This is a genomic window from Pedococcus sp. P2_E4 (assembly GCF_056403935.1).
This window is the reverse complement of the sequence record NZ_JBFUEO010000043.1, coordinates 1-25,212: the sequence shown is the minus strand read 5'-3', so window position 1 is coordinate 25,212 and position 25,212 is coordinate 1. Positions and strand designations below refer to the sequence as shown.

Annotated in this window: 26 protein-coding genes and 1 pseudogene; 16 read left to right on the top strand and 11 right to left on the bottom strand. The window is 72.8% G+C overall.

Translation table 11 applies throughout. The annotated features are described in order from the left end of the window. Positions 1-838: pseudogene (locus AC1DV7_RS15715) on the top strand (hypothetical protein); the annotation flags it as partial. On the opposite strand, the gene AC1DV7_RS15710 reads toward AC1DV7_RS15715, so the two are convergent. Genes AC1DV7_RS15710 through lpdA form a run of 3 tightly spaced genes read right to left on the bottom strand, consistent with a single transcriptional unit; the run spans position 831 to position 5,096 of the window. Then, the gene (locus tag AC1DV7_RS15710) at positions 831-1,724 is read right to left on the bottom strand and encodes a TIGR01777 family oxidoreductase (protein ID WP_477598134.1); all 894 of its coding nucleotides are present in this window, start codon (positions 1,722-1,724) and stop codon (positions 831-833) included. The pseudogene AC1DV7_RS15715 and the gene AC1DV7_RS15710 overlap by 8 nt on opposite strands. Before the next feature lie 21 nt (positions 1,725-1,745). Beyond that, entirely contained in the window at positions 1,746-3,689 is a 1,944-nt protein-coding gene (sucB, locus tag AC1DV7_RS15705; protein ID WP_477598132.1) for a 2-oxoglutarate dehydrogenase, E2 component, dihydrolipoamide succinyltransferase, read from the bottom strand. A gap of 15 nt (positions 3,690-3,704) precedes the next feature. Then, on the bottom strand, positions 3,705-5,096 hold the full coding sequence (gene lpdA, locus AC1DV7_RS15700; protein ID WP_477598130.1) for a dihydrolipoyl dehydrogenase: 1,392 nt from the start codon (positions 5,094-5,096) through the stop codon (positions 3,705-3,707). A 259-nt stretch (positions 5,097-5,355) separates the two neighbouring features. Here lpdA and AC1DV7_RS15695 point away from each other — a divergent pair, with 259 nt between their 5' ends. Next, positions 5,356-5,631 (top strand): hypothetical protein, encoded by a 276-nt coding sequence (locus tag AC1DV7_RS15695; RefSeq protein WP_477598129.1) that lies wholly within the window; start codon positions 5,356-5,358, stop codon positions 5,629-5,631. Positions 5,632-5,717: 86 nt separating this feature from the next. Further along, positions 5,718-5,915 carry a DUF5302 domain-containing protein gene (locus AC1DV7_RS15690; RefSeq protein WP_477598127.1) on the top strand — a complete coding sequence of 66 codons (198 nt, stop codon included), beginning with the start codon at positions 5,718-5,720 and terminating at the stop codon, positions 5,913-5,915. A gap of 115 nt (positions 5,916-6,030) precedes the next feature. Here the strand turns inward: AC1DV7_RS15690 and AC1DV7_RS15685 are convergent, their stop codons facing one another. Further along, positions 6,031-7,533 carry a leucyl aminopeptidase gene (locus tag AC1DV7_RS15685; RefSeq protein ID WP_477598125.1) on the bottom strand — a complete coding sequence of 501 codons (1,503 nt, stop codon included), beginning with the start codon at positions 7,531-7,533 and terminating at the stop codon, positions 6,031-6,033. Positions 7,534-7,687: 154 nt separating this feature from the next. On the opposite strand from AC1DV7_RS15685, the gene gcvT reads away from it, so the two are divergent. The 3 genes from gcvT to AC1DV7_RS15670 are packed head-to-tail and all read left to right on the top strand — an operon-like array spanning position 7,688 to position 10,214. Continuing rightward, a complete protein-coding gene (gene gcvT / locus AC1DV7_RS15680; protein ID WP_477598123.1) occupies positions 7,688-8,794 on the top strand; it encodes a glycine cleavage system aminomethyltransferase GcvT in 1,107 nt (368 codons plus the stop codon). Positions 8,795-8,822: 28 nt separating this feature from the next. Then, on the top strand, positions 8,823-9,305 hold the full coding sequence (locus AC1DV7_RS15675) for an OsmC family protein (RefSeq protein WP_477598121.1): 483 nt from the start codon (positions 8,823-8,825) through the stop codon (positions 9,303-9,305). Between the two features lie 45 nt (positions 9,306-9,350). Beyond that, positions 9,351-10,214, top strand: coding sequence for an LLM class flavin-dependent oxidoreductase (locus tag AC1DV7_RS15670; protein WP_477598120.1), 864 nt, complete (start codon positions 9,351-9,353; stop codon positions 10,212-10,214). A gap of 90 nt (positions 10,215-10,304) precedes the next feature. On the opposite strand, the gene AC1DV7_RS15665 is transcribed toward AC1DV7_RS15670, so the two are convergent. Then, positions 10,305-11,804, bottom strand: coding sequence for an ATP-binding cassette domain-containing protein (locus AC1DV7_RS15665; protein WP_477598118.1), 1,500 nt, complete (start codon positions 11,802-11,804; stop codon positions 10,305-10,307). Positions 11,805-11,866: 62 nt separating this feature from the next. Here AC1DV7_RS15665 and AC1DV7_RS15660 point away from each other — a divergent pair, with 62 nt between their 5' ends. Next, positions 11,867-12,082, top strand: coding sequence for a hypothetical protein (locus AC1DV7_RS15660; protein WP_477598116.1), 216 nt, complete (start codon positions 11,867-11,869; stop codon positions 12,080-12,082). A gap of 53 nt (positions 12,083-12,135) precedes the next feature. Here the strand turns inward: AC1DV7_RS15660 and AC1DV7_RS15655 are convergent, their stop codons facing one another. Then, positions 12,136-12,717 carry a DUF3043 domain-containing protein gene (locus AC1DV7_RS15655; RefSeq protein WP_477598114.1) on the bottom strand — a complete coding sequence of 194 codons (582 nt, stop codon included), beginning with the start codon at positions 12,715-12,717 and terminating at the stop codon, positions 12,136-12,138. Between the two features lie 65 nt (positions 12,718-12,782). On the opposite strand from AC1DV7_RS15655, the gene AC1DV7_RS15650 reads away from it, so the two are divergent. The 4 genes from AC1DV7_RS15650 (at position 12,783) to AC1DV7_RS15635 (ending at position 17,020) form a co-directional block, all read left to right on the top strand. Continuing rightward, positions 12,783-14,156, top strand: a complete 1,374-nt coding sequence (locus tag AC1DV7_RS15650) for a M20/M25/M40 family metallo-hydrolase (RefSeq protein ID WP_477598113.1) — start codon at positions 12,783-12,785, stop codon at positions 14,154-14,156. Beyond that, the gene (locus AC1DV7_RS15645) at positions 14,153-15,394 is read left to right on the top strand and encodes a saccharopine dehydrogenase family protein (protein ID WP_477598111.1); all 1,242 of its coding nucleotides are present in this window, start codon (positions 14,153-14,155) and stop codon (positions 15,392-15,394) included. The genes AC1DV7_RS15650 and AC1DV7_RS15645 overlap by 4 nt, the downstream gene beginning before the upstream one ends. A 79-nt stretch (positions 15,395-15,473) precedes the next feature. Then, positions 15,474-16,037 carry an RNA polymerase sigma factor gene (locus AC1DV7_RS15640; RefSeq protein WP_477598109.1) on the top strand — a complete coding sequence of 188 codons (564 nt, stop codon included), beginning with the start codon at positions 15,474-15,476 and terminating at the stop codon, positions 16,035-16,037. Then, on the top strand, positions 16,034-17,020 hold the full coding sequence (locus AC1DV7_RS15635; RefSeq protein ID WP_477598107.1) for a hypothetical protein: 987 nt from the start codon (positions 16,034-16,036) through the stop codon (positions 17,018-17,020). Before AC1DV7_RS15640 ends, AC1DV7_RS15635 begins: the two co-directional genes overlap by 4 nt. A gap of 104 nt (positions 17,021-17,124) precedes the next feature. On the opposite strand, the gene nadA is transcribed toward AC1DV7_RS15635, so the two are convergent. Next, positions 17,125-18,327 carry a quinolinate synthase NadA gene (gene nadA, locus AC1DV7_RS15630; RefSeq protein WP_477598106.1) on the bottom strand — a complete coding sequence of 401 codons (1,203 nt, stop codon included), beginning with the start codon at positions 18,325-18,327 and terminating at the stop codon, positions 17,125-17,127. A 73-nt stretch (positions 18,328-18,400) separates the two neighbouring features. On the opposite strand from nadA, the gene AC1DV7_RS15625 reads away from it, so the two are divergent. Continuing rightward, positions 18,401-19,204, top strand: a complete 804-nt coding sequence (locus AC1DV7_RS15625) for a maleylpyruvate isomerase N-terminal domain-containing protein (protein ID WP_477598105.1) — start codon at positions 18,401-18,403, stop codon at positions 19,202-19,204. 29 nt (positions 19,205-19,233) lie between these two features. On the opposite strand, the gene AC1DV7_RS15620 is transcribed toward AC1DV7_RS15625, so the two are convergent. Then, complete coding sequence (locus AC1DV7_RS15620; RefSeq protein ID WP_477598103.1) at positions 19,234-19,455, bottom strand: hypothetical protein; 222 nt, start codon at positions 19,453-19,455, stop codon at positions 19,234-19,236. Positions 19,456-19,552: 97 nt separating this feature from the next. Here AC1DV7_RS15620 and AC1DV7_RS15615 point away from each other — a divergent pair, with 97 nt between their 5' ends. Continuing rightward, positions 19,553-20,719, top strand: coding sequence for a glycerate kinase family protein (locus AC1DV7_RS15615; RefSeq protein WP_477598102.1), 1,167 nt, complete (start codon positions 19,553-19,555; stop codon positions 20,717-20,719). A 103-nt stretch (positions 20,720-20,822) separates the two neighbouring features. After that, a complete protein-coding gene (locus AC1DV7_RS15610; protein WP_477598100.1) occupies positions 20,823-21,215 on the top strand; it encodes a HesB/IscA family protein in 393 nt (130 codons plus the stop codon). Between the two features lie 71 nt (positions 21,216-21,286). Here the strand turns inward: AC1DV7_RS15610 and AC1DV7_RS15605 are convergent, their stop codons facing one another. Then, positions 21,287-22,012: a flavodoxin family protein gene (locus AC1DV7_RS15605; RefSeq protein WP_477598098.1), complete on the bottom strand. Its 726-nt coding sequence runs from the start codon at positions 22,010-22,012 to the stop codon at positions 21,287-21,289. A gap of 106 nt (positions 22,013-22,118) precedes the next feature. Here AC1DV7_RS15605 and AC1DV7_RS15600 point away from each other — a divergent pair, with 106 nt between their 5' ends. Together AC1DV7_RS15600 and aat are read left to right on the top strand one after the other, a co-directional pair. Then, positions 22,119-23,105 carry a carbohydrate kinase family protein gene (locus AC1DV7_RS15600; protein WP_477598096.1) on the top strand — a complete coding sequence of 329 codons (987 nt, stop codon included), beginning with the start codon at positions 22,119-22,121 and terminating at the stop codon, positions 23,103-23,105. A 28-nt stretch (positions 23,106-23,133) separates the two neighbouring features. Beyond that, on the top strand, positions 23,134-23,820 hold the full coding sequence (aat, locus tag AC1DV7_RS15595; RefSeq protein ID WP_477598095.1) for a leucyl/phenylalanyl-tRNA--protein transferase: 687 nt from the start codon (positions 23,134-23,136) through the stop codon (positions 23,818-23,820). A 24-nt stretch (positions 23,821-23,844) separates the two neighbouring features. Here the strand turns inward: aat and AC1DV7_RS15590 are convergent, their stop codons facing one another. Both AC1DV7_RS15590 and AC1DV7_RS15585 read right to left on the bottom strand, forming a co-directional pair. Continuing rightward, positions 23,845-24,222 carry a sulfurtransferase TusA family protein gene (locus AC1DV7_RS15590; RefSeq protein ID WP_477598094.1) on the bottom strand — a complete coding sequence of 126 codons (378 nt, stop codon included), beginning with the start codon at positions 24,220-24,222 and terminating at the stop codon, positions 23,845-23,847. Next, on the bottom strand, positions 24,219-25,212 hold a 994-nt coding region (locus tag AC1DV7_RS15585), incomplete at its 5' end, for an aminotransferase class V-fold PLP-dependent enzyme (RefSeq protein ID WP_477598092.1). The genes AC1DV7_RS15585 and AC1DV7_RS15590, both read right to left, overlap by 4 nt.

The window sequence follows — 25,212 nt, the reverse complement described above, 5'->3', positions numbered from 1 at the left end:
GAGTTCCGCCGCGGCGGACACGTCGGCGACGGGCGTCGCGGCGGCGACGGTCGAGGCGGCGGCGGGCGTGACGGCGACGGGCGTGACGGCGGCGGGCGTGACGGCGACGGGCGTGGCGGCACCTGCCGGACGTCACGCTCGTCGACGGGCCGAGCGGTCCGTCGTCCAGGCGGGCGCTCGCCGCCGCGTCGTGGGGTGGGGCCTGGCGGCGGTCCTCGTGGCCCTGGGGCTGACGGGCCTGTCGGTCGGGGCGAGCGGGTGGTCGTGGCCGGACCCGCCATGCGCACACCCCCGTTCGAAGGCCGCGGGTGACCCTCGGCGGTCGGTGGCCGCCGACACCAGGCCCGCGCTCCAGGTCTCGCCCCCGGCCTCGGCCTCGCCGACACCGTCGGCCTCGCGCTCGCCGACACCCTCGGCCTCACCGTCAGGCGATGCGGCGACGGACCGTGCTGCGCCGACCAGGGACCCGAGGGCTCTGATGCAGTCGCTGGCCGACCGGCGCGCCACGGTGATGAACACGGGCTCGAGGAGCGGTCTCGCGGTGCTCGACGTGCGGGGTTCCGCGGCCATGGCTGCCGACGAGTCGCTCGTGGCGGCACTCGCGACGGCGGGTGAGCGCTATCGCGAGGTGCGGCTGTCGGTGCGCTCGGCGCGGCTCGTCTCGCAGACCGGAGCCATCGTGCGGGTGGAGTCCGTGGTCGACACGTCGGCCCATGTCGTCGTGGACGAGTGGGGGTCGGGGACACCCCGCCCAGCGGTCACGGGCTCGCCGATGGTGTTCACCTTGCGGTGGGCTGACGGGCGCTGGCGCGTCGCCTCGGTCGACTCCGTCAGCTGACGAGGGCAGCGAACGTCGCGTCGAGGTCGACGTCCTGGTGGACGAACCCGGAGTCCGCCAGCCGAGCCGGCACGGCACGCTTGCTGGTCAGGACCTCGACCGCGAAGCCACCGAGCACGGCCTTGATGCCGAACGACGGCGCCGGCAGCACTGCCGGTCGGTGGACGGCGCGACCCAGCGCCTTGGCGACGTCCCGCTGTCTCGCCGGGGCGGCCCCGACGACGTTCACCGGGCCGACGACCTCGGGGTGGTCGACGAGGTGGGCCAGGGCGGCCACGGTGTCGCGCAACGAGATCCAGGGCCACCACTGGCGGCCGCTGCCGAGCGGGCCGTTGATGCCGGCCCTGGCCAAGGGGATCATCCGCTCGAGCGCGCCTCCGTGGGGAGCCATGACCAGCCCGGTGCGCGAGAAGGCCACGGGGATGCCGGCGGCTGCCGCAGGGGCGGTCGCGGCCTCCCAGGCCCGCACCACCTCGGTGAGGAACCCGGAACCGGCGCCGGAGTCCTCGGTGAGCACCTCGTCATCCCGGTCGCCGTAGAAGCCCACGGCCGAGCCGCTCACCAACCGGGACTGGCCTCCGCGCTGGGCGAGGGCGGTGGCGATGGTGTGCGTGGAGTCGACGCGCGACGCGAGGATCTGCTGCTGGTAGCGAGGCGTCCACCGGTGGTCGCCCACGCCGGCGCCGGCGAGGTTGACCACGGCGGTCACCCCGTCGAGGGAGGCGGGGTCGAGGTGGCGCGAGCTCGGGTCCCAGCGGATCTCGTCCGGGGTCCGTGCCGGTCGTCGCACGAGGTGGACGACCTCGTCACCGCGATCACGCAGGAATGCCGACAGCGCGCTGCCGATCAGGCCGGACGAACCGGTGATGGCAACGCGCTGTGGCATCTGTGGCTGCTCGGAGGTGGCTCAGAGTCCGAGGTCGGACTCGAAGTTGCCCTCCTCGAGACGGGTCTTCATCGTGGTGAGGAAGCGCGCCGCGTCGGCACCGTCGACGACCCGGTGGTCGTAGGACAGCGCGAGGTAGACCATCGAGCGGACCGCGATCGTCTCGCCACCGTCACCGTCGGACACCACGACCGGGCGCTTGACGACGGCACCGGTGCCGAGGATGGCGACGTTGGGCTGGTTGATGATCGGGGTGTCGAACAAGGCTCCACGGCTGCCGGTGTTGGTCAGCGTGAACGTGCCGCCGCCCAGCTCGTCCGGGGTGATCTTGTTGTTTCGGGTGCGGTCGGCAAGGTCGGCGATCTTGCGGGAGAGCCCCGCGATGTTGAGGTCGCCGGCGTCCTTGATCACGGGCACGAGCAGGCCGCGCTCGGTGTCGACCGCCACGCCCAGGTTCTCCGAGCCGTGGTAGTTGATCGTGTCGCCCTCGACGCTGGCATTGACGTTCGGGTGGGCCTTGAGCCCCTCGACGGCAGCCAGCGCGAAGAACGGCAGGAAGCTGAGCTTGGTGCCCTCACGGCGCTCGAACTCGCCCTTGGCCTTGGCCCGCAGCCGCGCGATCTTGGTGACGTCGACCTCGACCACGGTCGTGAGCTGCGCCGACACCTGCAGCGACTCGACCATGCGCTTGGCGATGGTCTGCCGCAGCCGCGACATCTTCTCGGTGGTGCCGCGCTTGGGCGACACCGAGGGTGCGCCGGGAGCGCTCGGAGCACTCGGTGCGGACGGCGCTGCTGCGGCGGGTGCTGCGGCAGGGGCCGGCGCCGCGGCCGCCTCCTGGGCAGCCTTGGCCGCGTCGAGGACGTCCTGCTTGCGGATCCGACCGCCGACGCCGGTGCCCTTGAGCGAGCCGAGGTCGACGTTGTTGTCGGCTGCGAGCTTGCGCACCAACGGGGTCACGTAGGCCGACGCGTCGGCCTCGCTGCCCGACCCTGCCGCCGGGGCGGCCGGAGCCGGGGCAGCAGGAGCAGCCGGTGCGGAAGCCTGGGCTGGGGCCTCCTGCGCGGGTGCCTCCTGCGCGGGTGCCTCCTGCGCGGGTGCCTCCTGCGCGGGTGCCTCCTGCGCGGGTGCCTCCTGCGCGGGTGCCTCCTGGGCCGGTGCCTCCTGGGCCGGTGCCTCCTGGGCCGGTGCCTCCTGAGCGGGGGCCTCCTGAGCGGGAGCCGCGGCGGCGTCGCCACCGGAGCCACCGATGATGGCCAGGTCGCCGCCCACGGGGACGGTGTCGTCCTCCTGGACGAGGATCTTGGTCAGGGTGCCGGCGACCGGCGAGGGGATCTCGGTGTCGACCTTGTCGGTCGAGACCTCGAGCAGCGGCTCGTCGACCTCGACGGTGTCGCCCTCGGCCTTGAGCCAGCGGGTGACCGTGCCCTCGGTGACTGACTCGCCCAGTGCGGGCATGGTCACCGTCTCGCCACCGCCGGAGCCTCCCGAACCACCCGAGCCACCCGAGCCGGATCCGCCCGCGTCGCCTGAGGCGGCAGCCTGCTCCGGCTCGGAGGTGGACTCCTGCGGAGCCTGCACCGTGGACGGCGCCTCCGCCGGCGGCTCGTCGGACTCGGCCGAGGCCTGCTCCTGGGAAGCCTGCTCGCCGGAGTCCTGCTGCGCAGCCTCCTGCGACTGGTCCTGCTGCGCACCGGTGTCTCCCGACCCGCTGTCGCCGCCACCGCTGCCGTCGCCGATCACGGCCAGGTCTGCACCGACCGGGACGGTGTCGTCCTCCTGGGCGAGGATCTCCTGCAGCACCCCTGCCACGGGCGAGGGGATCTCGGTGTCGACCTTGTCGGTCGAGACCTCGAGCAGCGGCTCGTCGACCTCGACGGTGTCGCCGACGTTCTTCAGCCAGCGCGTCACGGTGCCCTCGGTGACGGACTCACCCAGCGCCGGCATGGTCACGCGTTCAGACATCTGCTCGTTCTCCTCTTAGTTGTGTGCGTGGAGCGGTTTGCCGGCGAGGGCCAGGTGCGCCTCTCCGAGGGACTCGTTCTGGGTGGGGTGCGCATGGATCAGCGACGCCACGTCTGAGGGCAGAGCCTCCCAGTTGTAGATCAGCTGCGCCTCCCCGACCTGCTCACCCATCCGGGCGCCGATCATGTGCACGCCGACCACAGGGCCGTCCTTCTCGCGGACGAGCTTGACGAAGCCCTGGGTCTGGAGGATCTGGGACTTGCCGTTGCCACCGAGGTTGTACTCGTAGGTCTCGACCTCGCCGTACTTCTCGCTGGCCTGTGCCTCGGTGAGGCCGACCGACGCGATCTCGGGGTCGCAGTAGGTGACGCGGGGGATGCCGGCCTCGTCGATGACCGCGGGCGACAGGCCGGCGATCTCCTCGGCGACGAAGATGCCCTGGGCGAACCCGCGGTGCGCCAGCTGCAGCCCCGGCACGATGTCGCCGACGGCGAACACGCCCGCGACGCTGGTGCGCAGCCGCTCGTCCGTGGTCACGAAGCCTCGGTCGAGCGTGACTCCCGCCTCGGCATACCCGAGGCCGTCGGTGACCGGACCACGACCCACGGCGACGAGCAGCAGGTCGGCCTCGATCGTGGAGCCGTCCTCGAGGGACACGCTCACGGTGTCTCCGGACTGGGTGGCCCCGGCGAACTTCACGCCGGTCCTGAACGCGATCTTGCGCTTGCGGAAGGCGCGCTCGAGGGTCTTGGACACCGCCTCGTCCTCGGCGGCCACCAGACGGGGCAGGGCCTCGACGATGGTGACCTCGCTGCCGAACGAGCGGAACACCGAGGCGAACTCGACGCCGATGACACCACCGCCGAGCACCACCACCCGCGGGGGCACGAAGTCGAGCGACAGGGCCTGCTCGCTGGTCATGATGCGGCCGCCGATCTCGAGGCCGGGCAGCGACTTGGCGTAGGAGCCGGTGGCGAGGACGACGTGGCGCCCCGTCACGCGGCGGCCGTCGACCTCGACGGTGTGCGCGTCGACGAGACGGCCGGCTCCCTCCACGAGCTCGATCTGGTGGGACTTCGCCAGGCCCTGCAGCCCCTTGTAGAGGCGCGCGATGACGCCGTCCTTGTAGGCGTTGACGCCGGACATGTCGACAGACTCGAAGGTGGACTTCACGCCGAACTTGTCACCCTCACGCGCGGTGTCGGCCACCTCGGCGGCGTGCAGCAGCGCCTTGGTGGGGATGCAGCCGACGTGCAGGCAGGTGCCGCCCAGCTTGCCCTTCTCGACCAGCGCCACCCGGAGCCCGAGCTCGGCGGCGCGGAAGGCGCAGGCATAGCCGCCGCTGCCACCGCCGAGGATGACGACATCGAACGTGGTCTCGTCGGTGGGCCCGGCGTCAGCCGACATCGTGGTCGCTCCCTCGCGTCGTTCGCATGAAGTGTGTGTCGCGGGCGCCCGGTCAGGTCGTGGCCGAGGTGGCGTGCGACACAGTGCATCTTGTCACTGATCGGGTGAGCAGGCGCAAGCAGGTCCCACTTCGGACCGGGCCCCGCGGGCGCCGGTGAATTGCCGGTGATCCCGCAGGTCGTGCCCGTATCGTGGGTCCATGGCGTGGTGGCGCAGGAGCAAGGGCTCCGGACGACGGGGACCCTCTGACGGACCGAACATGACGGTGGACCACCAGGCGGTCCGGCGCCACCTGTCCGAGTTCGCCGGGAGCCGCCGCGGGGTCGAGGCCTACGTCGAGCCGCCGACCAATGTCACTGCCACGACGCTGATCCTCATCGCGCACGACGGCGAGTGGACGCGGCGCGCGGCCGGCACGAGGCAGAGCGCCTTCGAGCTCGCAGCCAGCCTGGGCGTCCCGGTCTACGACGTGCTCCAGACCGGCTACCCGCAGCGGATGCGTGACTGGAACTCGCGGCAACGCGGCAAGGGCTGACCCATCTATCCGGTTGGCCCTGCCGCCCCTGCGGTGCAAGGGTGGGGCACCCGATCCGCATGATCCGCACGAGTCCAGGAGGCAGCATGGCTGACAAGGGGAAGTCCGGGCACCAAGGGCCGAGTGAGGACGTCAAGCGCAAGTTCCGCGAGGCGCTGGACCGCAAGCAGTCCCACGCGGGCAAGGACGTCTCGGACGACCACGAGCACGGCAAGGTCGACCATGCCCAGGCAGCCGCGACGACGGCGACGCAGCAGATGTTCCGTCGCAAGAGCGGTGGCTGACCGCCGCTGAGCGCCACTGGGCGCCACCCACGAGCAGGTGCGCAGAGGGGCCCGTCCACGTGGACGGGCCCCTCTGGTGTGCCCGGGAAGGGGCGCGGTGTGCCGGGTGTGCCGGTCAGCCGGCGTAGCCCTCCACGAGTGACAGCAGGGTGCCGACGCCGAAACCAGTGGCGCCCTTGGGGGTGTAGCCCCAGGCGCCGCCCTCGTTGAAGGACGGGCCGGCGATGTCGACGTGGGCCCACGGGGTGCCCTCGGTGACGAACTCGCGCAGGAAGAGCCCGGCGGTCAGCATTCCGCCCCAGCGCTCTCCCTTGTGGGCCAGGTCGGCCACCGAGGAGTCGAGCTGGCTGCGCAGGTCCTCGGGCAGCGGCATCGGCCAGGCTGCCTCACCAGCGGCGCCGGCCGCGGCGCCGACCCGGTCGCGGAACGCGTCGTCGTTGGCCATGATCCCGGCCACGCGGGCGCCGAGGGCGACCATCTGGGCGCCTGTCAGGGTCGCGATGTCGACGATGGCGTCGGGCTTGGCCTCGCCGGCCAGGCAGATGCCGTCGCCCAGGACCATCCGGCCCTCGGCGTCGGTGTCGAGGATCTCGACGGTGGTGCCGTTGCGCATCGTCACGACGTCGCTGGGTCGCTGCGCCGTGCCGCTGGGCATGTTCTCGGCGAGGCAGAGGTAGCCCGTGACCGTGATCGGGACGCCGAGCTCGGCCGCGGCGAACACCGTCGCGGCCACGGCGGCCGCGCCGGCCATGTCGGACTTCATGGTGATCATGCCGGTGGCCGGCTTGAGGTTGAGGCCGCCGGAGTCGAACGTGATGCCCTTGCCGACGAGCGCCACCGAGCCCTTGGCCCTGGCGGGCGCCCAGGTGAGAACGACGATCCGCGGCGGGTTGACCGAGCCCTGGCCGACCCCGACGATGCCGCCGAAGCCGCCCTTGAGGAGGGCCTTCTCGTCGAGGACCTTGACGGTCACCTTGGCGCTCGAGCTCGCGTTGCGCTCCTTGACGGAGTCGGCGAACGACTGGGGGAAGAGCTTGTTCGGCGGGGTGTTCACGAGGTCGCGTGCGTAGGCCTTGGCGTCGGCGAGCACACCGGCGCGGGTCGCAGCAGCCTTGACGGCCTTGACGCGCGCCTCGGAGGTCACCACGGTGACGGCGCTGACGCCCTTGGTGGGCTTGGCCTTGGGGCCGCGCACCCCGGCATACCGGTAGGCACCCAGCGCTGCACCCTCCGCCGCGGCGCCGACCGACACGGCGTCGGAGCCCGGGAGCGCCACGACGACCTTGGCCGCGGCCTTGAGGGACCGCACGGCCGCACCAGCGGCGCGACGCAGCACCTCGGGGTCGAACGAGGTCGTGCGCGCGGTGGCCTCACCCAGGCCGGTCAGCACGACGAGGGAGGCACTGACGCCGGGCACCGACGCGAGCGTCACGACCTCGTCGGCGGCACCGGATGCCCCCAGTGCCTTCAGCGAGGCGGCGACGTGGGTCACCGCCCCGCGGGGCAGTCCGTGGCCCGCGGCGAGGACGGCTGCGCCGTCGGCGGCGACGGTGCCGAGCACGAGGGCGTCGGCCTTGAGGTCATGGGGGGCGCGGTCGGACACGCTGACTGTGGTCACGTGGGCTTCCTTCGGGGGTCCGGGGGGTGGGGCACTGCTCCGCGCAGGATAGCCGTGACGGGGGCACGACGGTCCGGCGCAGGCAGCCGGGGCCGCCCCCGCGGCGGCGACGCCAGGGCTGGCCGTGTCGCGGGGGAGCGGTAGCGTTCGCGCCATGAGCGACGCAGCCCTCAAGACCTCGCCCCTGCACGACCGGCACGTGGCCCTCGGCGCCAAGATGGCCGACTTCGGCGGCTGGGAGATGCCGATCGAGTACCCCGGCGGGGGCGTGGTCCGCGAGCACACCGCGGTGCGCACCAGCGTGGGGATCTTCGACGTCTCGCACCTGGGCAAGGCCCGCGTCTCCGGGCCGGGAGCACGCGACTTCGTCAACGCCTGCCTGGCCAACGACCTCGGCCGCATCCACGAGGGCAAGGCCCAGTACACCCTGTGCTGCACCGAGTCCGGTGGGGTCGTCGACGACCTCATCGCCTACCTGCGCAGCGACGACGACGTCTTCCTCATCCCCAACGCGGCCAACACGGCCCAGGTCGTCGAGCTGCTCGCCGCGGCCGCGCCCGAGGGGCTCACCGTCGAGAACCTCCACGAGGGCTATGGCGTGATCGCGGTCCAGGGCACCAAGAGCGACGAGGTGCTCGAGGCGCTCGGCCTGCCCACCGGCCACGAGTACATGTCCTTCGTCGAGACCGACTGGAACGGCCACCCGGTCATCGTGTGCCGCACCGGCTACACAGGTGAGCGCGGCTACGAGCTGGTGCCCGCGTGGGAGGTCTCGGCGCAGCTGTGGGACGCCCTGGTCGAGGCGGCGGCGCCGTTCGACGGGCTGCCCTGCGGTCTCGGAGCCCGCGACACCCTGCGCACCGAGATGGGCTACGCCCTGCACGGCAACGAGCTGTCGGTCGACATCACGCCGGTCCAGGCCCGGGTGGGCTGGGCGGTCGGCTGGAAGAAGGACACCTTCTGGGGCAAGGACGCGCTCGTCGCCGAGAAGGCCGCCGGCCCGTCGCGCGTCGCGTGGGGGCTGCTCGCCACCGGACGCGGGATTCCCCGTGCGCACTGTGAGGTCAAGGTCGGCGACGAGGTGGTCGGCGAGGTCACCTCGGGCACGTTCAGCCCGACCCTGCGCAACGGCATCGCCCTGGCACTGCTCGCGCCGTCCGTCGCCGAGGGCGACGAGGTGGTCATCGACGTCCGCGGCCGCGAGGTGCCGGCGACCGTGGTCAAGCCGCCGTTCGTCGAGGTCGACGTCCGCGAGGGCTGACGCCCGCGCGGGCAGAGAGAGGGTTCGTATGCCGGGTGCCGGCTTCCGCGGTCACACGTACCTCGCGCGGGTCGAGTGGAGCGGGTCGACGGGTAGTGGCTACCGCGCCTACCCGCGGGCGCACACGGCCTGGACCCCGCCCGCGAGCGAGGGCCTCGACCTGAGCTCCGACCCGCACTTCCGTGGTGACCCCGACCTGCCCAACCCGGAGCAGCTGCTCGTCCTCGCCGCGTCGTCCTGCCAGTTGCTCTCGTTCCTCGCGGTGGCGGCGCGCGGCGGCGTCGACGTCGTGGGCTACGAGGACGACGCAGTGGGGGAGATGCCGGATGACGTGGTGCCCTTGCGCATCACGCGGATCGTGCTGCGGCCCCTGGTGCTGGTCGCGGACGGCGCGGAGGTCGCCACCGTCGAGCGGATGATCCACCAGGCCCACGACGAGTGCTACATCGCCAACTCGCTCACGACGCAGGTGCTCGTCGAGCCGACGGTGCGGGTGCGCGCCGCGGGCTGAGCCCGGCCCTGCGTGGTGTCAGTGGTCGCGCGTAGCGTCCTGCGCATGAGGTACGGCTTCGTCGTCCCCTATGCCGACGCCAGCGAGTTCGCCGAGCTGGCGGCCCTCGGTGAGCAGGTCGGGTGGGACGCGGTGTTCACCTGGGAGAGCCTGTACGGCGAGCACGCCTGGGTGACGCTGGCGGCCGCAGCGGTGCAGACCTCCCGCATCCGGCTCGGGACGCTGCTCACCCCGGCGTCGCGGCACCGGCCGTGGGACCTCGCGTCGATGGTCAGCACGGTCGACCGGCTGAGTGGTGGGCGCGTGGTGATGTCGGTCGGGCTCGGCGCGCTGCACCCGGGGTGGACCCGGTTCGAGCCCGACGAGGGCCGGGCGGTGCGCGCCCGCAAGCTCGACGAGTCGTTGGCGGTCTATCGCGGGCTGCTGTCGGGCGAGCCGTTCACGTTCGAGGGAGTGCACTACCCGGTCGGCCCCGAGGGCGACGGTGCGCCGTCGCTGCCGCCACCCCCGACCCAGCGTCCGCACCCACCGGTGTGGGTGGTGGGCGTCCACCTGCCCGGCCGGCGCCGGCAGCCGTCCCTCGAGCGCGCCGCGCGGTGGCAGGGGGTGCTGCCCACCGTGGCGGTCCCGGACGCCCAGCCGGGCAGCCCGCACCTCACGCTCGAGTCCGTCGCCGAGGCGCTGGGTGTCGTGCGTCGGCTGCGCCAGGACGCCGGGCTGCCCTGGGACGGCTACGACATCGTCATCGAGGGCGACAGCACCGGCGAGTTCGTGAAGTCGGCCGGCACCCCAGGGCAGTGGGCCGGGCTCGGGGCGACCTGGTGGATCGAGAGCTGGTGGACGATCGAGCCCGGTGACCAGGGGCTGGCCGAGCTGCGCCGGCGGATCGAGGCAGGCCCACCGGGCTGACCCAGAGCCGAGCCGCCGAGCGGCCGCCGGGTCGCCGACGACACGCGAGAGTGTCCGGGCCAGTCGTCGGCGAACGGGCTGGTCAGGCTGTCAGGCAAGGGCTGCGCGGACCTCGGCGACGGTGAGCAGGGCCGCAGGATGCACGACCTTGGCCACCTGGGGGGCGAACGCCGGTGACCCCACGAGGACCTCGCGGGTCGGACCGTGCGCCACGACCTCACCGTCGGCGAGCACCGCCACCGTGGTGGCCATCGCGGCCGCCAGCTCGACGTCGTGCGTGGCGACCACCACCGCCGACCCGGAGGCGGCGCGCTCGAGCACCAGCTCGACGAGCCGCGCCTTGGCCGCGTAGTCCAACCCCCTCGTCGGCTCGTCCAGCAGCAGCACGTCGGAGTCCGGCGCCAGGGTGACGGTCAGGGCCAGGGCCATCCGCTGCCCTTCGGACAGCTGGGACGGTGCCAGGCTGTGGTCCAGGTCGGGAGCGAGCGACCGGAGCACGGCAGCGCTGGCCCCTGCAGGCAGCCCGTGGTCGTCATCTGCCACGCGCAGCAGGGTCGCGACGGTCACCCGGTCGTCGTCGCCGACGACCCAGGACGGGTCCTGAGCGGCACCGCGGACGCGGACGTCAGGGGCGCTCGTGACCGCCCCCCGGGTCGGCTCGGTGCCGCCTGAGAGGACCGACAGCAGGGTCGACTTTCCGGCGCCGTTGCGCCCCATCATCGCGACCACCTCGCCGGGGTGCAGGTCGATCGACACCTCGCGCAGGGCCACGACCGAGCCACGGACCACCCCGAGCCCGCGGACGCCCAGGTGCGGGACCCGGTTCGGGGTCGGGTCGCCGAACCGCGACGCGTGCTGGTCGGCCAGCGGGCCTGGCAGCGGCGAGCTGCCCGCGCGCAGCCGTCGCCGGGCGTCGCGGATCGACAACGGCAACGGCTCCCACCCGAGCAGCAGGCCGAGGTCCACCAGCGGCGGCCGGATCGCCGAGCGTCGCATCGCCTCGGCCGGGTCGAGCAGCTCGGACACCGTGCCGCCACCCACGAGCACGACGGCGTCGGCGTGGTGGACGACCCGCTCCAGCCGGTGCTCCGCGACGACGACGGTGGTGCCCACGTCGTGCACGAGCCGGTGCAGCGCGGACAGGACCTCCTCCGCGGCGACGGGGTCGAGCGCGGACGTGGGCTCGTCCAGCACCAGCACAGCCGGGTGGGTGGCCAGCGCCGTGGCGATCGCGACGCGTTGTTGTTGCCCTCCGCTCAGCTCGGCGAGCGGGCGGTCGCGCAGGTCGGCAATCCCCATCAGGTCGAGGGCCTCCTCGAGGCGCCGCGGCGTGACCCCCCGGCCGCTGCGGACCTGCGCCTCCACCGTGTCGGCCACGAAGGACGTCCGCGGGTCCTGCGGGACGTAGCCCACCGGGCCGGCTTCGCCGAGCAGCCGCAGCAGGCTCGACTTCCCGGACCCGGTGGGACCCACGACAAGGACCAGCTCAGCCTCCGGGACCCGCAGGCTGACGTGGTCGAGAACCGGCGCGGTCGCCGCGGTGCCGGGCGGGCCGGCATACGCGACGGTGGCGTCCTGGATCTCGATCACGCGCCCGAGGCTCCCAACGCACCCCGGCAGTGTCAAAGCCGCGCGCGTCCTAGAGTGACGCCATGGCCGATGCATGGACGTGGACCTATCTCGACGCCGAGGGCAACGAGCTCAGCGGCGACGAGCTCGTGACGACGGCGTTCCCCTCGCAGTCCGACGCCGAGAACTGGTTCGGCGAGTCCTGGCACGAGCTGGGCGAGGCCGGCGTCGACGCGGTCAACCTCTTCCGTGACGGCTCGCTGGTCTACGGGCCGATGAGCCTGCGCGCAGCCGAGTGACGGCGCGACGCGACGGCGCCTGACGACGCGACGGCTGACGGCGCGACGGCGAATCAGGCGGGGTACTCGCCGCGCTTGACCTGGGGTCGCGGCATCCGCGACCGCCGCAGCTGGAAGGTGCGCATCACGGCATACATCGCCTGGCCGCGGCCCAGCTGGTCCTCGCCGAACTTGGCGATGAGCTTCTTCTTCAGGCCGCGCCACATGAAGAAGCCGTCGGCGGCGGCGACGAGCAGCAGTCCGTAGACGCCGATCGAGACGATCGCGAACACGGCCGCCGAGCGGATGAACGACAGGGCCAGCACCACCAGCATCACGGGGAGCATGAACTCGCCGAGGTTCCAGCGGGCGTCGACGTGGTCACGGATGAAACGGCGCACCGGGCCCTTGTCACGGGCCGGCAGGTGCGCCTCGTCGCCGGTCACCATCGCCTGGCGCTGCTTGAGCTGCGCCTCGCGTCGCTTGTCGCGGTCGGTGGTGCGGGCGGCCTTGCGGTCGGTCTCCACGAGGGGGCGCCGGTTGGCGGCCTCCTGGTCCTTGCGCTTGGGCGTGGGGCGGTTCTTCGCACCGTCGCGGGTGGGGCGGGAGGCGGCTTCCGCCTGCTGCTCGTTCAACGTCTTGCTGCGTCCAAACACCTGTCCACTGTATGCCGTCGGGGCACGAAGGCTTGCATCGCCGGACCCGGTTAGGCTCACGTCCCGTGACCGACGACGTTCTGACCCCAGACCAGATCCAGGCGCTCAAGGCGACCGTGGCCGAGCTGATGCCCGGCCTGCGCAGCGACCTGGAGGACCTCACCCGGATCCCGAGCGTGAGCCTCGACGCCTTCGACCAGGCGCACGTGGAGGCCAGTGCCGAGGCCACGGCCGCGCTGCTGCGGGCCGAGGGCCTCGAGGTCGAGATCGTCCGTGAGGGGGGTCGCCCGGCCGTCATCGGCCACGTCGAGGGCCCCGAGGGTGCCCCGACGGTCCTGCTCTACGCCCACCACGACGTGCAGCCGCCGGGCGAGGACGCCGACTGGGACAGTCCACCGTTCGAGCCCACCGAGCGCGACGGGCGGCTCTATGGCCGCGGCGCCGCCGACGACAAGGCCGGCATCATGGCCCACCTCGCCGCCCTGCGGGCGCACTCCGGGAACCTGCCTGTGGGCGTGACGGTCTTCGTGGAGGGCGAGGAGGAGATCGGCTCCGACTCGCTGGCCACCATCCTCGACAAGCACGGCGAGAGGCTGCGCGCGGACGCCATCGTGCTGGCCGACTCGACGAACTGGGCGATCGGCGAGCCCGCCCTGACCACCACGCTGCGCGGCCTGATCCGGGTCGTCGTGACGGTGACGACCCTCGACCACGGCGTCCACTCCGGCATGTTCGGGGGAGCCGTCCCCGACGCGATCACCGCGCTGGTCCGCATCCTGGCAACGCTGCACGACGACGCCGGGGACGTCGCGATCGCCGGGCTCAAGGCGGGCAAGGCCAGCGACCTCGACTTCGACGAGGCCCGGTTGCGCGAGGAGTCCGGACTGCTCGACGGGGTCGAGGTGATCGGCACCGGGTCCCTGCTCGACCGGATCTGGGCCAAGCCGACCGCCACGGTCATCGGCATCGACGCACCCTCGGTCGCGCGGTCCTCCAACACCCTCGTCCCCACCGCGAGCGCCAAGGTGTCGATCCGACTCGCCCCCGACGAGGTGCCGCTGGAGGCGTATGCCGCGGTGCAGCGTCACATCGCGGCCAACACCCCCTGGGGGGCCAGGGTCGAGGTGCACCTCGACGACCAGGGCGCCGGCTTCGACGCCCACGCCCAGGGGCCCGTCTACGACCAGACGCGGGCCGCCTTCACCGACGCGTGGGGCGTCGAACCGGTCGACATCGGCGTCGGGGGCTCGATCCCGTTCGTCGCGTCGTTCGCCGAGAAGTTCCCTGACGCCGCGATCCTCGTGACCGGCGTCGAGGACCCCGACACCCGCGCCCACGGCGCCAACGAGTCCCTGCACCTGGGCGAGTTCGAGAAGGTCTGCGTCGCCGAGGCCGTGCTGCTGGCCCGCCTCGGCGCGATGGGGGGCGGCACCTCGTGAGCTCCGACCGGACGCACGACCTCGTCGTCTACGGGGCGACGGGCTTCGTGGGCGCGCTCCTGGCGGCCTACCTCGCCGACCACGCTCCGCTTGAGGCCCGCATCGCCCTGGCCGGGCGGTCCCAGTCCCGGCTCGAGACGGTGCGCGCGCAGCTGCCGGCTCGGGCGCACGACTGGCCGATCGTGGTCGCCGACGCCGACGACGCCGAGGCGCTGGGCCACCTCGCCGCGTCGACGAGGGTCGTCGCCACGACCGTCGGTCCCTACCTCAAGTACGGTCTGCCGCTGGCGCGCGCCTGCGCCGAGGCGGGCACCCACTACGCCGACCTCACCGGAGAGGTGCTGTTCGTCCGGCGGGTCGTCGACGAGTGCGACGCGCGGGCCAAGGCCACCGGCGCCCGCATCGTGACCGCATGCGGCTACGACTCGATCCCGTCCGACCTGGGGGTGCACCTCCTGCACCAGCGGGCGGAGGCCGATGCCGCCGGTGGGCTGCTCGACACGACGTTGCTGGCTCGCGCGAAGGGCGGCCTCTCGGGCGGCACGATCGACTCCTCACGCACACAGGTCGACACGGTCATGGCGGACCGGCGGCTCGCGCGCATCGTCTTCGACCCCTATGCCCTGAGCCCGGACCGCAAGGCCGAGCCGGACGTCGGCACGCAACGCGACCCCAGCACCGTGTTCGTCGACAAGGAGACCGGGCAGTGGGTGGGCCCGTTCATCATGGCGGCCTTCAACACGCGGATCGTGAGGCGCAGCAACGCCCTTCGCGATCACGCCTACGGCCGCAGGTTCCGCTACCGCGAGCTCAGCGGCTACGGCCGTGGCCTCAAGGGGCGACGCCGCGCGACCGTCTTCTCCGGTGGCCTCGGGCTGGCCTTCAAGGCCCTCGCCAACCCGCGGACCCGTCCCCTCTTCGACCGCCTGGTGCCCAAGCCGGGGGAGGGCCCTGACGCCGCGAGCCGCGCGGCCGGCTGGTTCCGCATGGAGATCCGCACCACCACCGAGAGCGGGCGACGCTACCTCGCCGTCGTGGGTGCCAAGGGAGATCCCGGGTATGCCGCCACGACCGTCATGCTCGGGCAATCGGCCCTGTCACTCGCCTTCGACACCGACCGGCTGCCGCAGGCGACGGGCGTCCTCACCCCCTCGACCGCCATGGGGGACGCGCTCGTCGAGCGCTTGCGCGCCGAGGACTTCACGCTGACCGTCGAGGAGCTCACCGACTCCGCGTGACCCTCGCGGCTGGGGCCCGGCCGAAAAGATCGGCTCGGTGGCGGTCAACCATTCCGCGCTGCGCTGCGACTCTGAGGGTGTGAGCCCAGAACTGCGACGCGTCGACTCCCCGAGATCCGGGGGAGGGTCTGCCGACGCGTCCGTCAGCAGGGAGGAGGCGCTGCCCCTGTTGTTCAGGGCCCACGGCGCCGGCCTGGTCCGGCTCGGGTTCTTCCTCACGAGCGACCGGGGCCTCGCGGAGGAAGCCGTCCAGGACGCGTACATCTCGCTGTACCGGAACTGGGACTCCCTGCGGGACCGCTCGGCCACCCTCCCGTACCTGCGGGCGGTCGTCGTCAACCGGTGCCGGTCCGCGCACCGCAGGCGGGCCCGCACCATCCGGGCGACCGAGCCCCTGACCCCGGAGCTTGCCTCGCTGCCCGGGGCCGACACCCACGCACTCGCCCACGATGAGGCACGGCGGGTCGCGTCAGGCGTCCAGGCACTGCCCACCCGCCAGCGCGAGGTCGTCGTGTGCCGCTACTACCTCGACCTGACCGAACGACAGACCGCCAACCTGCTGGAGATCTCGGTCGGCTCGGTGAAGAAGCACGCGCACCGCGCCCTGGCGCGGCTGCACGACGACCTGGAGGTGGCGCAGTGAACGCCATGGAGGACCGGACCCGCGAGGCGCTGCACCGCGTCGCCGACGGACTGGTCGTCTCGGAGCACGACCTGGACCGAATGGAGGGGAGCCTGATGACACTCATCGACACACGACCCACCGAGGGACTCGCATCGCCTCGGTCACGCAGGGACTGGGTGGTGGCCGCGGTCGCGGCCGTGGCCCTCGTCGTCGCGGGGGTGGCCCTGTGGCAGGCGAACACGGACCCGCCGAGCCAACCGGCCGACCGCCTGGCGCCGTCACCGAGCCAGAAGCTCATGCCGCCCGGGCTCGTGGGGCTGTGGCGGGCCCAGGGCAGCCCGTGGCTGTGGGAGATCACGTCCGACGGCCGGATCCTCAACACCGACACAGCCGCCGGCTACCTGCGTGGCGCCACCGATGTGCCCAGTGGTGACGGTGCGCTCATGGTCACCAAGCGCGAGGGCGACCTCTACACGATGGCCGAGACCAGCCCACCACGCGCGCCCGGTGACTGCGAAACCCTTCGCATCCGGGCCGTCGCGGCCGACGAGGCGACGCTGAGCGACGCGTGTCCAACCACCGGGGACCAGCCGGTCCTGCACCTTGAGCGGGTGTCACCACGCAGCGCGAGCGCCCCGGCCCTCACGCCGAACTATCCCCCCGGGGACGACTTCCACGTGACCCTGCCCCTGCACCTCGAGGGGACGTGGGTGAACGAGGCGACCCACCGCGTGCTGGCGGTCATCAACGACTCCACGGGTGACGGGTACGGCTACCTGGTCGACGACGACGGCGACGGGTCCGTCCGTCCCGACCAGCGGGGGCAGCTGACGATGGGCGCCGACGGGACGGTGCGAGCGGCGCCCGGGACCGCCGCAGACGGGAGCTGCGCACCGAACTTCTCGAAGGTCGTCTCGAACGGCGCAAGACTGGTCACGACGAGCGCAGCCGATGGCTGCTTCCCGCAGGGGAGCACCCAGACCTGGCTGCGGCTCAACTGACGGGAGCGGCGACCCGGCTGCGAGCGGGGTGCGGGCGACGGAGGGGTCGCCCCCACCCCGGTCTCGCGTGCGGGTCCGGGGGAAACGACTGACGAGGAGCAGGGTCAGTCGCGGTGGGTCTCGCCGGGCAGGGCGAGCATCTGGTCCAGCGCCACCCTGGCGTAGCGGGCGACCTCGTCGTCGACGTGGATCGCGTTGACGACCCGGCCCTCGACGAGGGACTCCAGCGCCCAGACGAGGTGCGGCAGGTCGATGCGGTTCATCGTGGAGCAGTAGCAGACGTTCTTCTCGAGGAACGCGACCTGCTGGCGCGGGAACTCGGCGGCCAGCCGTCGCACCAGGTTGAGCTCGGTGCCGACGACCCACTTCGTGCCGTCCGGCGCGGCCGCGATGGTCTTGATGATCTTCTCGGTGGAGCCCACCTCGTCGGCCGCCTCGACGACCTCGTGGCGGCACTCCGGGTGCACGATCACCTTGACGCCGGGGATCTCGCGGCGAGCCTGCTCGACGGCCTCGAGGCTGAACCGGCCGTGCACCGAGCAGTGCCCGCGCCACAGGATCATCGTGGCGTCCTGGAGCTCCTGACTGGTCAGCCCGCCCATCGGCTTGTGCGGGTCGAACACCACGCACCCGTCGAGCGAGCCGCCGAGCTCCCGGACGAAGGTGTTGCGGCCGAGGTGCTGGTCGGGCAGGAACAGCACCTTGCCGCCCTCGCCCGCCTGGTCGAGGGCCCAGGTGAGCGCCGTCTTGGCGTTGGAGGAGGTGCAGATCGTGCCGCCGTGGCGACCGGTGAACGCCTTGATCGCGGCCGAGGAGTTCATGTACGTGACCGGGACGGTGCGGTCCGCGACGCCGGCGTCGACGAGGTCGTCCCACGCGTCCTCGACCTGGCGGATCGCCGCCATGTCGGCCATCGAGCACCCGGCCGCCAGGTCGGGCAGGATCACGGTCTGGTCGTCGCTGGTGAGGATGTCGGCCGACTCGGCCATGAAGTGCACGCCACAGAACACGATGTAGGGCGCATCGGGGCGGGCAGCAGCGTCCTTGGCGAGCTTGAACGAGTCACCGGTCACGTCGGCGAACTCGATGACCTCGTCGCGCTGGTAGTGGTGCCCGAGCACGAACACCCGGTCGCCCAGGGCCGCCTTGGCGGCCCGGGCCCGCTCGACCAGACCTGGATCCGACGGCGACGGCAGGTCGCCGGGGCACTCGACACCCCGCTCGGTGTGCAGCTCCGTGCCGCGTCCGAGGACGAGCAGGGGCAGCGGGGAGTTCGTGGGGGAGTCCGACTGGGTCACAGTGCTCACGCCCTGATCGTATGCCGCCCGCCCGCGCGGCCTGGATCTCGTCCGCCCGGACGGTGAGCCCTAGGGTCTGGCCATGCCCTCCGCCTCCCTCGGGACCCTCGACCCCGCTGCAGCCTTGCAGGCGTTGCGCTCCGTGACCGCCGCGATGGTCGCCACGGTCCGTGACGCCGACCCGGCAGCAGCCGTCCCTGCCTGCCCCGGCTGGGACGTCACGACCCTCGTGGACCACCTCGGGCGCGTCCACCTCTGGGCTGCGCACTGCGCCCGGGAGGCGCGCCAGCCCGACCCCTATCCCCGGCGGGACCGTGACCAGCCCCTGCCCGACTGGTATGCCGCGTGTGCGGCGACCGTCGTCGACACCCTTGCGGCCCTGCCGGAGGACCACCCGTCGTGGTCGTTCTCGGCCCTTCCCCAGCACCAGGACGCCGGGTTCTGGCGGCGGCGGCAGGTCCACGAGACCGCCGTCCACCACGTCGATGCCCTCCAAGCGGCTGGGGTCCTGCCGCGGGACGCTGCCGGCTCGACGCTGCCGTGGCACAGCCCGGAGCTCGCGGCCGACGGGGTGGCCGAGGTGTTCGAGGTGATGGCGCCGCGCTCACTGGTGCGGCGCAGCCACGAGGCCGCCCTGGACGTGATCCCGGCCCCGGATCCGATCGCCTTCTCGTGCGACGACGTCGACGCGTCGTGGACCGTTCGCGTGCGCGACGGTCAGGTTCGCTGCGACCGCGGGGTCGCAGCCGAGGCGGTCGGACAGGTGCGCGGGGCAGCGGTGGACCTGTACCTCTGCCTGTGGCACCGGGCCTCGACCGACCACCTCACGGTGTCCGGGGACGAGACCGCGGTGCGCCGCCTGCTTGCGGCAACCCTGGTCCCCTAGGGCCAGCGCCGCAGGGTGGCGGTCGCCGCCTAGAGCGGGTGGATCTTGGTGCTGTTCAGGGCGACGCTCACGACGCTCGACCCGAACTTGACCTCCATGCGGTCTCCGGTGATCCGGACGACGGACCCGAGGCCGTGACGGTCGTGGGTGACCCGGTCGCCCTGCGCGAAGTCGTGGGGCACCACGGCGGGCGCAGCACGAAACGGGCTGTTGGGCAGGTGCGGCTTGTTGCTCGGTGTGCGGGGGCGCATTCATCCAGTGTGGACCTCTTTGCCGGAAACCGCGCCATCGGTGGCCCTCGTGAGCACGGAAGTCGGGGCGTCGGCCGCGCTCTGAGAGGATGCCGCCGTGCACGTCGTCATCGCCCCGGACTGCTTCACCGGCACCCTCACCGCCCAGCAGGCCGCCCACGCGATGGCGCAGGGCTGGAGGCAGAGCGCGCCCACGGACCTGCTCACCCTCGTGCCCCTGTCCGACGGCGGTCCGGGTTTCCTGGACGTCCTCGCCGGGGCTGTCGTGGGCGCCCGCACGCTCGTCGTGACGGTCGCCGACCCACTGGGCCGGGACGTCCCCGCAGCGCTCCTGGTGGTCGACGGGCACGCCGGCCGCACGGCATACGTCGAGTCCGCGCAGGCGGCCGGACTGCACCTGCTCGGGGCCGACGAACGCAACCCCGCCCTCACCAGCACGTGGGGCGTCGGCCAGCTGGTCGACGCCGCCCTCGCAGAGGGGGCCACCCGCATCGTGGTCGGGCTCGGGGGCAGCGGCACCAACGACGGGGGTGCAGGCTTCCTCGCCGCCCTCGGCGTCGGCGACCGCGCCCAGCTCGCGCGCGGCGGACTCGCGCTCGCGGACCTCGACGACACGGCGCTGGCAGGGCTGGACGACGTGCGCGCCCGCTTCCGGGGGGTCGAGCTGGTCCTCGCGAGCGACGTCGGGTCGCCGCTGCTGGGGCTCCAGGGCGCCAGTGCCGTCTTCAGCCCCCAGAAGGGCGCCTCGCCCGAGCTCGCCCAGGCGCTCGAGGGCTCCCTGGGCCGGTATGTCGAGGTGGCGCGTCGCACCCTGCCCGAGACGACCGACCTGCTCACCGGCAAGGCCCGACGGCTCGACAAGGAGCCGGGCGCCGGCGCGGGGGGAGGGCTGGGCTACGGCCTGTACCTGCTCGGCGCCACGCGGGTGAGCGGCGTCGACGAGGTCCTGCAGGCCGTGGGGCTGCGCGACCTGCTGGCCGCAGCCGACCTCGTGGTCACCGGTGAGGGGCAGTTCGACTGGCAGAGCCTGCAGGGCAAGGTCGTGGCCGGGGTCGCGGGGCTGGCCCTCGAGACGGCCACCCCGAGCGTCGTCATCGCAGGTCAGGCCCTCGTCGGGCGACGTGAGGCGATGACGCTGGGCCTGTCCGGCAGCTATGCGGTCGCAGAGACCCCCGCCCAGGTCGAGGCCGCCATGGCGGACCCGGTCGGTACGCTCGCGGCACGCGCTGCCCGGGTGGCGGCCACCTGGTCACCCCAGCGCTGACGACGACGTACAGTAGAAGGGCAACGACTGGCGCGGGAACAATTCGCGCCGACCGCAGGTTGGCCCCAGTGCCACCCTCCACCGACATGAAGGACGCATCCCCATGAGTGTTCAGGACCAGACCGCTCCGGCGAACGTCGAGCTGACCCAGGCCCCGGCCGAGGCCACCACGCACGGCGTGCTTCTTTCGGACGTCGCCGCCAGCAAGGTCAAGTCCCTGCTCGAGCAGGAGGGTCGTGACGACCTGCGCCTGCGCGTCGGCGTGCAGCCCGGTGGCTGCTCCGGCCTCATCTACCAGCTCTACTTCGACGAGCGCACCCTCGACGGTGACCTCGTGCGCGACTTCGACGGGGTCGAGGTCGTCGTCGACCGGATGAGCGCCCCCTACCTCGAGGGCGCGAGCATCGACTTCGCCGACACCATCGAGAAGCAGGGGTTCACGATCGACAACCCCAACGCCGGCAGCTCCTGCGCCTGCGGCGACTCGTTCAGCTGAGCGCGAGCGCCACGCCCGAACGGGGCCCGTCACCACTGGTGACGGGCCCCGTTCGTGTGTCCTGAGGGTGCCTACCGGTACTCGGGGTTGGGGTGGTCGAAGCGCACCCCGGCGTCCCAGAGGTCGCGCTGGTTGCCGCCGACGGGGAAGCCGCCAGCGCGCTTGAGCAGCGCGGCGAGGTGCATGAGGTTCCACGACATGAACGTCGTGTTCCGCTGCGTGAAGTCGTTCTGCGGGCCGCCGCTGCCGGGGTCGAGGTACGACGGGCCGGGGCCGGCCTCGCCGATCCAGCCGGCGTCGGCGGCCGGGGGGATCGAGTAGCCGATGTGCTGCAGGCTGTAGAGGATGTTCTGGGCGCAGTGCTTGATGCCGTCCTCGTTGCCGGTGATGATCGCGCCACCGACCTTGCCGTAGTAGACGTACTGCCCCGCGTCGTTCTGCATCGAGGACCCGCCGTACAGCCGCTCGATGACCCGCTTGGTGATGCTCGCGTTGTCGCCCAGCCAGATCGGCCCGGCGATGACGAGGATGTCGGAGGCCAGGATGCCCTCGAACAGCTGGGGCCAGTCGTCGCTGGCCCAGCCGTGCTCGGTCATGTCGACGTAGACGCCGGTCGCGATGTCGTGGTCGACCGCCCGGACCACGTCCACCTCGACCCCGTGCTTGCGCATGATGGCGGCGCTGACGTCGACCAGGCCCTGGGTGTGGCTCCGTTCAGGAGAGCGCTTCAGCGTGCAGTTGACGAAGGTCGCCTTCAGGTCGCTGAAGTCGAACGATGACAGGTCGGGGTCGCTCATGGGGTTGGACTCTGCCCGGGCACCGACCCGCGTGGCAAGGAGGCCGGGGCCGCGTGATCGTGCAGCGACAGTGCCGCCACCAGCGCGAACAGGTAGGTTTTCGACCGTGCAGATAGCCATCACCGGGTCCATCGCCACCGACCACCTGATGACCTTCAAGGGACGCTTTCGCGACTCCCTCGTGGTCGAGCAGCTCGACAAGGTGTCGCTGTCGTTCCTGGCGGACGACCTCGAGGTGCGGCGCGGGGGAGTCGCCGCCAACATCGCGTTCGGCATGGCCGGACTCGGTCAGCGGCCGATCCTCGTCGGTGCTGTGGGCGAGGACTTCGCCGACTACCGCAGCTGGCTCGAGCGCCACGGCGTCGACTGCGAGTCGGTCCACGTGTCCGAGTCCAGGCACACCGCGCGTTTCGTCTGCACGACCGACGAGGACATGGCCCAGATCGCCACGTTCTACGCCGGCGCGATGAGCGAGGCCCGGGCCATCGAGCTCGGCCCGATCGCCGACCGGGTCGGCGGCCTCGACCTGGTGCTCGTGGGCGCCAACGACCCCGAGGCGATGCTGCGGCACACCCGCGAGTGCCGCACGCGCGGGATCCCCTTCGCCGCCGACCCGAGCCAGCAGCTCGCCTTCGCCGACGGCGAGACGATCCGCCAGCTCATCGACGGCGCGGACTACCTGCTCACCAACGAGTACGAGGCCGCCCTCACGGAGCAGAAGACCGGCTGGACCGCGGCCGAGATCGCCGACCGCGTCCACACCCGCGTCGTCACCAAGGGCAAGGACGGTGTGGTCATCGAGCCGCGCGGTGAGGAGCCGATCACCGTGTCGGTGGCCCGAGAGGTGCGCCGCGCCGACCCGACGGGAGTCGGCGACGCGTTCCGGGCGGGCTTCCTGACCGGGCTGGCGGTCGACCTGGGCCTGCGCCACGCGGCCGAGCTGGGGTCGATGCTGGCGACCTACGTCATCGAGACCGTGGGGACCCAGGAGTACACCCTCGGCAAAGCGCGCTTCCTGCAGCGGCTGGCCGACGCCTACGGCGAGGAGTCGGCCACGGCGATCGAGCCGCACGTCGCCTGCGTGGCCCCCTGACCGGCATGCGCCCCACGGACCCGCCGTCGTGACCGAGCCCGTCGAGCCGCTGCCGACGTCATGGGACTTCAGCGTGGCCGAGGTCGACGACGGTGAGGACCTCGTCGCCGTCGGTGGCGACCTGCGCCCCGGGACCCTCGTGGCGGCCTACCGCAGCGGGGTGTTCCCCATGGGACTCGGGGACTTCGGCGCCCGGCCGATGGGCTGGTGGTCGCCGGACCCCCGTGGGGTGCTGCTGCCCGGGGGTGTCCACGCCAGCCGGTCGCTGCGCAAGTCGCTGCGCCGGTTCGAGATGCGGGTCGACACCGCGTTCCGGCAGGTCGTCGAGGCGTGCGCCGACCCCTCGCGGGAGGGCCGCTGGATCACCGAGGAGATCGTCGACGCCTACACCGAGCTGCACGTGCTCGGCTGGGCGCACAGCATCGAGACGTGGCTGGGCGGCGAGCTGGTCGGCGGGCTGTACGGCGTGAGCATCGGCGGGCTGTTCGCGGGGGAGTCGATGTTCCACCGGGTCACCGACGCATCCAAGGCCGCGGTGGTGGCGATGGCGGGCTATGCCTTCGCCGACGGCGACCCGCGCCGCATCGTCGACGTGCAGTGGGCCACCGACCACCTGCGCAGCCTCGGAGTCGTGAGCATCCCCCGCGAGGAGTACCTCGCCCGGCTCGCCGTTGCCGTGGAGCTGCCGCCGCCCGCGTTCACCGCCGTTCCCTAGCCAGGGCGTCCAGCCCCGGCCCGCTCAGGGGGCCACCCCGTCCGCGCGCCCGCCCTGCGGTCCTACGGTCCCGAGCCGCACGAGGTATGCCGTCCAGCCCGCTCCCTGCGCGGGCCCACCCTCGCGCGCACCCCAGGGCTCACCCTCGCGCGCACCCCAGGGCTCACCCTCGCGCGCACCCCAGGGCTCACCCTCGCGCGCACCCAGGTAGGTGTGCCCGCGCAGCCGCGCCCAGGCCGGGACGTCGGAGGCCGCTGCGGGGTCGGTGGCCCAGACCTCGAGGACCTCGCCGGCGAGACCATCGCGGGCGCGCTGGGCCAGACGGATGACGGGCAGCGGGCACCGCAGGCCGCGTGCATCGACGACGGCGGCGGCGTCGGGCAGGGGGGCCGGCTCGGTCACAGGTGCCGCCCACCGAGCTCGGCCCTGACGGCGGAGACCACGTCGGGCAGGACCGCCACGAGCCGCTCGACGTCGTCCGCGCGGCGGGGCGAGACGGTCGCCAGCGGGAGGGTCACCCGGATGTTGCCGTGGGTCAGGGCGCCCATCGCCGCCAGCACGTGGCTGGGCTCGAGCGTGCTGCTCGTGCAGGCCGACCCGGAGGCCACCGCGATGCCGAGCCGGTCCAGCCCGCGCACGAGCGACTCCCCGTCGGCGTAGAGCGCCGACAGCGTCACGACGTGGGGGAGCCGGTCGACCGGGTCGCCGACCACCTCGCAGTCGGGGATCGACGCGGCCGCCGCGCGCACCCGCTCGACGAGGGCGTGGGCGCTCGCGGACTCCTCGGGACGCGCGGCCTCGGTCTGCTGCCACGCCTCGGCGGCAGCCAGCACGAGGGGGAGCCACGGCGTGTGCCGGGTCGGTCCGGTGAGGGCCTCGTCGGGATCGGTGACACCGGGCAGTGACCAGCGGGTGCGTTCGGGCAACACGACGAGGCCGAGGCCACCGGGTCCGCCCCAGGAGCGGGCATCGCCGACGAGGACGTCGTACGCGTCGGGCGGGCTCGTCCGGCCGAGCGAGGCCTGCGCGTCGACGATCAGGGGCACAGCGGCAGCCGCGCAGCTCTCGTGCACCCGGGCCACGGGCTGGGTGGTGCCCACCTCGCCGTTGGCGTGCTGGAGCGCGGCGACGACCGTGCCGGGGACACGAAGGGCCTCGGTGAAGGTGTCGACGTCCACCCGCCCGAGCGCGTCGACGGGGGCGAGTGTCAACCCGCTCTGCGGGTCGTGGGCCTCGCGGTCGCGGGCGGGCACGAGGACGGCCGAGTGCTCGACCGCGGAGGCGACCATCGCCCGCCCGCGGCGCCGCCCGGCATACCGCACGCCGTCGACGGCCAGCCGCAGACCCGCGGGGCCGTCGGGGGCGAAGCACACCTCGGTGGGGCGCACCCCC